The following is a 1,154-nucleotide window of genomic DNA, read 5'->3' on the forward strand; positions in this document are numbered from 1 at the left end:
CCCCTGGCACCCCGCACACCGCCGACACAGTGGTGCGCCGGCTGGAACGCGTCACCCACGGCACGCTGGAACCCGGCGACAAGGTGTGGCTCACCCCGGGCCTGCACATCGGCGACCCGCGAGCCGCCCTGGGCCTCGACCACGCCGACGTGGGCGTCCCCGGCGAACTGGGCGTCCTGCCCGCCTGGTTCGTGCCCGCCGCCCGCGACACCTGGGTGATCACCGTGCACGGCCTCGGCGCCACCCGCGAACACCCCATGAACGTCATGGACTTCCTGCACAGCCACCAGTTTCCCGTGCTCGGCCTCGCCTACCGCGGGGACGTCGGCGCACCCCGGTCCCCGGACGGGCTGAACCACCTCGGCGAGACCGAGTGGCGCGACCTGGACGCGGCCATCCGCTTCGCCGTGCGGCACGGCGCCGAACGGGTCGTCCTGCACGGCTGGTCCACCGGCGCCACCATGGCCCTGCGCGCCGCCGAGCGCTCCGCGCTGCGCGACAGGATCTCCGGGCTCGTCCTGGACTCGCCCGTCCTCGACTGGGAGACCACCCTGCGCGCCCTCGCCACGGCCCGCCGCACGCCCGGCGCCCTGCTGCCCCTGGCCGTCCGCGCCGCCCAGGGCCGTACGGGCCTGGGCGGCGACCGTGTGCAGCGCGCCGCCGACCCGGCACGGCTCAGGGTGCCGACCCTCGTCCTGCACGGCCCCGACGACGCCGTCGCCCCCTGGGGACCCGCACGCCGCCTCGCGGACCGCCGCCCCGACCTCGTCACCCTGCACACGGTCCACGACGCCCCGCACGGCGCCATGTGGAACGCCGACCCGGCCGGTTACGAAGAGGCCCTCCGCCGCTTTCTCACCCCGCTGATGTAGCCGCCGCCCAGCTGCCAACCACCTGCCGTCCAGCCGCCGCGCACCCCGGTTCCGGAGCTTCCGTTTAACCGCGTACCGGCGGGCACGCACCCCCAGGTGCGCCTGCCGGGACCGGTGCGCCGGGCACCTTCAGAGGCCCGTACGGCATTCCGTTTGGGTTTTCGGACCGTCAACCGGAAGACTGCACCCGTGACGTCCCGTATCCCGCGCGACTCCAGGCTCCGACTCGTCCGCCCGCGAACCCTGGCCGCCGCCCCCCGAGCGATGACCCAGAGGCCCGCC

Annotated in this window: 1 protein-coding gene; it reads left to right on the forward strand. The window is 75.3% G+C overall.

The genetic code is table 11. From position 1 onward, the window contains the following. Nucleotides 1-872, forward strand: an 872-nt coding sequence (locus AOK01_RS38595; protein WP_055520095.1) for an alpha/beta hydrolase family protein, incomplete at its 5' end; no start/stop codon positions are given. Between the last annotated feature and the right edge of the window lie 282 nt (nt 873-1,154).

The sequence above is a fragment of the Streptomyces aurantiacus genome (assembly GCF_001418335.1).
GTDB lineage: Bacteria > Actinomycetota > Actinomycetes > Streptomycetales > Streptomycetaceae > Streptomyces > Streptomyces aurantiacus.